Raw genomic sequence first — 4,934 nt, forward strand, 5'->3', positions numbered from 1 at the left:
CGGGCGGCCCGGGCTCACGCGGGCGGGCTCCGCGGGCCACCGCGTTGACCGCGGTGGCCGAGGCGCGCAGGACTGGCGTTAGTCGCCCAGGGCGGCGCGGACGATGTCGAGGGCTTCGTCGGCGGTGAGGCCCTGTTCGCGGGCGGTGGCGGCGTAGGCGCGGGCGGCGCGCAGGACGCGTTCCCGGCTCCGCTCCCCCGCCGCGCTGACGACGGTGCCGGCTCTGCCGCGGGTCTCGATGAGGCCGGCTTCCTCGAGTTCGCGGTAGGCGCGGGCGACGGTGTTGACGGCGAGGCCGAGTTCGGCGGCCAGGGCGCGGACGGTGGGCAGGCGGGTGCCGACGGCCAGTTCCCGGCCGGTGATCTTGCGGGCGAACTGGGACCGCACCTGTTCGTAGGGCGGCACGGGGGACAGCGGATCGAGGCTGATCACGTGTCCGATAGTGGCAGAGGGGCGTGGTGCGCCGGTGGGTGACCGTCGGGTCGCCGGGTCCGGGCGGGCGGTGGCAGGGTGGTGGTGTGATCCGCTGGCGCCCGCCGGCCGTGGCCGTGTCCCTCGTCGTCCTCGTGACCGTGCTCGTGGCGGTGTTCGCCCCGGGCCGCCGGGTCGCGGGCACGCCGACGCCGTACTGCACCGCGTTGGTGGTCCTGTTCGACACCGACGAGGAGATGAGGCGTGCCGCCGACGAGTTCCGCGCGGACGGCCGGGTGCGCGAGGTGCGGGACGAGCGGACGAAGGCGGACAACCACGAGCGGTTGACGGCGATGCTGCGGGAGTCGGGCCGGCACCGGCTGGCCGAGGCCGCGCGGGTGAGCACGACCCCGGCGTCGGTGCGGGTGGTGGAGGCGTTCGGGGTGGACGCGGCGGCGTTCGCCGAGGAGCTGCGGCGCGGGCAGCGCCGCGTGAACCACGTGGACGTGTGCGAGGCGGGCGGTGGTTGGGAGTACGGCTACTGACGCGGGGGCGCGACGACGGTGCCGCGGGCTTTGGTGACGACGACGGGCGGGTCGAGGACGTCGGCGGCGGAGGGGCCGCGGTCGGGGGCGGCGCGGCACACGACGCGGGCTTCGAAGTCGATCTCGCGGGAGCGGGTGCCGACGCGGACGAGGGTGGCGGTGGCCTCGATGACGTCGCCGGCGTGGACGGGTGCGACGAACTCGACGGCGGAGTAGCCGGCGAAGAGGCCTTCGTCGCCGTCGGTGCGGATGAGCAGTTCGGTGGCGACGTCGCCGAACAGGCCGAGGCTGTAGGCGCCGTCGACGAGGTCGCCACCGTAGTGGGCGTGGGAGTGGGGCACGTACCGGCGGTGGGTGACGGTGAATCCCTCGGTGAGGCTCACGCGCTCTCCTTCGTCTGGGTGGTTTTCCGGGTCCGCACGGCGTGCACGAGGTAGCTGGCGACCTCGCCGGGCGTGGTGCCGCGGCCGAACACGCGGTCGACGCCGAGCTCGTCGGCCATGAGCGGGTCGAAGCGGGGTCCGCCGGCGATGAGGACGGGTCGCCGGTCGCCCATCGCCTCGCGGAACGCGGCGGACATCTCGCGGGTGTTGAGCAGGTGCGCGTCGCGTTGGGTGACGACCTGGGAGACGAGGACGGCGTCGGCTTTCTCGGCGCGGGCGCGGCGGACGAGCTCGGGCACGGACACCTGGGCGCCGAGGTTCACGACGGTGAGTTCGCGGTAGTACTCGAGGCCCTTCTCCCCCGCGAAGCCCTTGATGTTGAGGATGGCGTCGATGCCGACGGTGTGGGCGTCGGTGCCGATGCAGGCGCCGACCACGACGAGCTTGCGGCGCAGGAGCTTCTTGAGGGCCGTGTTGACCTCGGTGGGGCTGAGCAGCGGGTACTCGCGTTCGACGACGCGGACTTCGTCGAGGTCGACGATGTGGCGGACGGAGCCGTAGACGACGAAGAAGGTGAAGTCGTCGCCGATGGGGTGGGAGTGGACGACCATGGCGGGGTCGATGCCCATGCGGTTGGCGAGCTGCTGGGCGGCGCCGTCGGCCTTGGGCCCGAACGGGACGGGCAGGGTGAAGGAGGTCTGCACCATGCCGTCGCCGGTGGTGTCGCCGTACGGGCGGACGTGCCGTTTCGGGTTCGCCGCCGCGGCGTCGGCGGGGGCGGCGCTCGTCTGAGGCGCGTTCTTCTGGGCGGTGTTGTTCTGGGCCGCGTTCACTGGGGTGTTCACCGGGCGGTCTCCAGCAGCTCCGAGGCGGGGTTGACGTACCCGTCGGCCTTCTCGACGACGCCGTCCGCGCCGCGGCCGCCGTGGGCGGGGCGTTTCATGAGGCCGAAGGTGCCGTCGGCGATGGCGTTGAGCAGCCCGTCGTCGACGATGCGGGCGAGGAGGTCGACGGCTTCGCCGAGGACCTGGTGGGCGCGTTTGACGATGAGCCCGTCGGGCGCGGGGCGGAAGTCCTCGCGCAGGCCGCCGGCGGCGTCGAGGACGTAGCGGACGTTGGCGAGGGCCAGGTCGCGGTCGGACAGGAACGGGGTGACGACGGCCTCGGTCATCATGCCGACGAGCAGGATGGACTGGCCGGTGAGGACGCCGGCGAGGTTGAAGAACCCGTCGAGCAGGTAGCCGTTGAACACGTCGCCGGTCATGTGCTTGGTGGGTGGCATCCACTTGAGCGGCGCGTCGGGGAACAGTTCGCGGGCGAGCAGGGCGTGGGCGAGTTCGAGGCGGAACGACTCGGGGACCTTGGGGTTGATCTCGAAGGCGTGGCCGAGGCCGAGGAGGTGGTCGGGCAGGCCGGCTTCGTGGGCGAAGTGCTCGTTGAGGAGCTGCGACACGGTGACGGTGTGGGCGGCGTCGACGGCGTCGGCGGTGGTGAGGTAGTTGTCCTCGCCGGTGTTGATGATGATCCCGGCGCGGGCGTGGACCTGGCGGGAGAACCGCTGGTCGACGAAGGTGCGGATGGGGTTGATGTCGCGGAACAGGATGCCGTACATGGAGTCGTTGAGCATCATGTCGAGGCGTTGCAGGCCGGCGAGGACGGCGATCTCGGGCATGCAGAGGCCGGAGGCGTAGTTGGTGAGCCGCACGTACCGGCCGACCTCCTTGGACACGTCGTCCAGGGCGGCCCGCATGATGCGGAAGTTCTCCTGGGTGGCGTAGGTGCCGGCGAAGCCGTGGTGGGTGGCGCCTTCGGGGACGTAGTCGAGCAGGGACTGGCCGGTGGAGCGGATGACGGCGATGATGTCGGCGCCGGCGCGGGCGGCGTTGCGGGCCTGGACGACGTCCTCGTCGATGTCGCCGGTGGCGACGATGAGGTAGATCCAGGGCCGTTGGGGCGGGTCGCCGAGGCGGGTGACGAGCCGGTCGCGTTGGGCGCGGTTGCGGTCGACGGTGCGCAGGCCCTTGGTGACGGCGGCGGTGGCGGCCTTGCGGGCGCGGTCGCGGTCGCGGCCGGTGGGCAGGGTGTAGCGGACCTGTCCGGCGGCGGTGGCCTCGGCGAGTTCGGTGAGGGTGCCGAGGTTGTGCTCTTTGAGGGCGTGGAAGACGGGCAGCGCGGCGCCGTGTTCGAGGCCGCAGTGCTCACGGACGGTGTCGACGACGCGGTTGACCCACGGCACGTCGCCGGCGCGGTGGGTGGAGTCCGCGCCGGTGATGCCGGCCAGCCGGAGTGTGGCGCGCTCGACCGCCACCGTGGTGTGGGCCTTGGCGATGGCCACCACCGGTTCGGCGGCGCGCGCGGCGAGTTCCCGTGCCGTCGCGACCACCCGGGGGTCGAGGTCGAGCAACGCCATGTGTCACTCCTGGTTTCCGGGGAAGGGGGTGTGCGGGGTGTGCTGCCGCCCGGCCGCCGGCGGGGACGCGACCGCCGGGGGTGCCACCGGTGGCGCCGTGTTGTGGCGGGCGGTCATGTGGCGTCCTTGTCGTAGATCGTGCGGCCGCGCAGGACGGTGCGCAGGCAGGTGGGCGCGGGGCCGTCGAGGGAGGGCAGGGCGGGGACGCGGGAGCGGGGGTCGGTGGACCAGCGCTGGACGCGGCTGTCGGGCGCGGAGACCTCGAGGTCGCCCGCGTCCCAGACGGCGTAGGTGGCGGGCGCGCCGGGTTGGAGGGTGCCGGTGACGCCGTCGCCGACGTCGGCGGCACGCCACCCGCCGCGGGTGTGGGCGGTGAACGCGGCGCGCGGCGAGATGCCGGAGCCGTCGGTGCGGTGGTGGACGGCGGCCTTGATCGCGGCCCACGGGTCGACGTCGGTGACGGGCGCGTCGGAGCCGAGGGCGAGGATCATGCCGGCGGCGGCGAGCCGGGAGAACGGGTTGAGGGCGGTGCCGCGTTCGACGCCGAGGCGTTGCGCGTACATGCCGTCCGGGCCGCCCCACTCGCGGTCGAAGAGGGGCTGCACGGAGGCGACGACGCCCCACGAGCCGAGTTTCGCGGCCTGCTCGGCGGTGATCATCTCGACGTGTTCGAGGCGGTGGCGGCGGGCGGCGAGCGCGGGCACGCCGACGGTGGCGGCGGCCGCGGCGAAGCCTTCGACGACGGCGTCCATGGCGGCGTCGCCGATGACGTGGAACCCGCCCTGCAGGCCGGCTTCGGTGCAGGCGACGAGGTGCCGGGCGATGGCGTCGGCGTCGAGGTAGAGCGCGCCGGTGGTGTCGGCGTCGGCGTACGGGGAGCAGAGGGCGGCGGTGCGGGAGCCGAGGGCGCCGTCGACGAACAGGTCGCCGGCGAGGCCGCGGACGGGCAGGTCGACGGGTTCGGTGCCGCCCCAGTAGCCGACGACGTCGAGGACGTCGGTGGCGAGGAGGTCGGCGAGGTCGTCGCGGCTGGAGATGTCGGGTCCGGCGCACTCGTGCACGGACGCGATGCCGCGTGACGCGGCGTGCGCGAGGAACGCCCGCTGGGCGGCACGGCGCTGCGCGGCGGGGATGGCGTCCTTGGCGGCGCCCCGGACGTGGTGGTGGGCGGCGCGGGACAGCGGC

Annotated in this window: 6 protein-coding genes; 1 reads left to right on the forward strand and 5 read right to left on the reverse strand. The window is 73.7% G+C overall.

The features are described 5' to 3' along the window. Nucleotides 1-78 precede the first annotated feature (78 nt). On the reverse strand, nucleotides 79-432 hold the full coding sequence (locus tag ACFQ3T_RS34200) for a GntR family transcriptional regulator (RefSeq protein ID WP_380729884.1): 354 nt from the start codon (nucleotides 430-432) through the stop codon (nucleotides 79-81). A gap of 86 nt (nucleotides 433-518) precedes the next feature. On the opposite strand from ACFQ3T_RS34200, the gene ACFQ3T_RS34205 reads away from it, so the two are divergent. Continuing rightward, on the forward strand, nucleotides 519-956 hold the full coding sequence (locus ACFQ3T_RS34205) for a hypothetical protein (RefSeq protein WP_380729886.1): 438 nt from the start codon (nucleotides 519-521) through the stop codon (nucleotides 954-956). Here ACFQ3T_RS34205 and kal read toward each other — a convergent pair. The 4 genes from kal to ACFQ3T_RS34225 form a co-directional block, all read right to left on the reverse strand. Then, on the reverse strand, nucleotides 950-1,339 hold the full coding sequence (gene kal, locus ACFQ3T_RS34210) for a 3-aminobutyryl-CoA ammonia lyase (protein ID WP_380729888.1): 390 nt from the start codon (nucleotides 1,337-1,339) through the stop codon (nucleotides 950-952). The two genes, ACFQ3T_RS34205 and kal, sit on opposite strands and share 7 nt — an antisense overlap. After that, nucleotides 1,336-2,184, reverse strand: a complete 849-nt coding sequence (gene kamE / locus ACFQ3T_RS34215; protein ID WP_380729890.1) for a lysine 5,6-aminomutase subunit beta — start codon at nucleotides 2,182-2,184, stop codon at nucleotides 1,336-1,338. The genes kal and kamE overlap by 4 nt, the downstream gene beginning before the upstream one ends. After that, a complete protein-coding gene (gene kamD, locus ACFQ3T_RS34220) occupies nucleotides 2,181-3,749 on the reverse strand; it encodes a lysine 5,6-aminomutase subunit alpha (protein WP_380729892.1) in 1,569 nt (522 codons plus the stop codon). The genes kamE and kamD overlap by 4 nt, the downstream gene beginning before the upstream one ends. A 113-nt stretch (nucleotides 3,750-3,862) precedes the next feature. Beyond that, nucleotides 3,863-4,934: amidohydrolase (locus tag ACFQ3T_RS34225; protein WP_380729894.1), on the reverse strand; the 1,072-nt coding region annotated here is incomplete at its 5' end.

Source organism: Saccharothrix hoggarensis (assembly GCF_042678885.1).
Taxonomy (GTDB): Bacteria; Actinomycetota; Actinomycetes; order Mycobacteriales; family Pseudonocardiaceae; genus Actinosynnema; species Actinosynnema hoggarensis.

Excerpts from the sequence above, each read along its gene's own strand:
- kamD (WP_380729892.1), bottom strand. The coding sequence starts at position 3,749 with ATGGCGTTGCTCGACCTCGACCCCCGGGTGGTCGCGACGGCACGGGAA.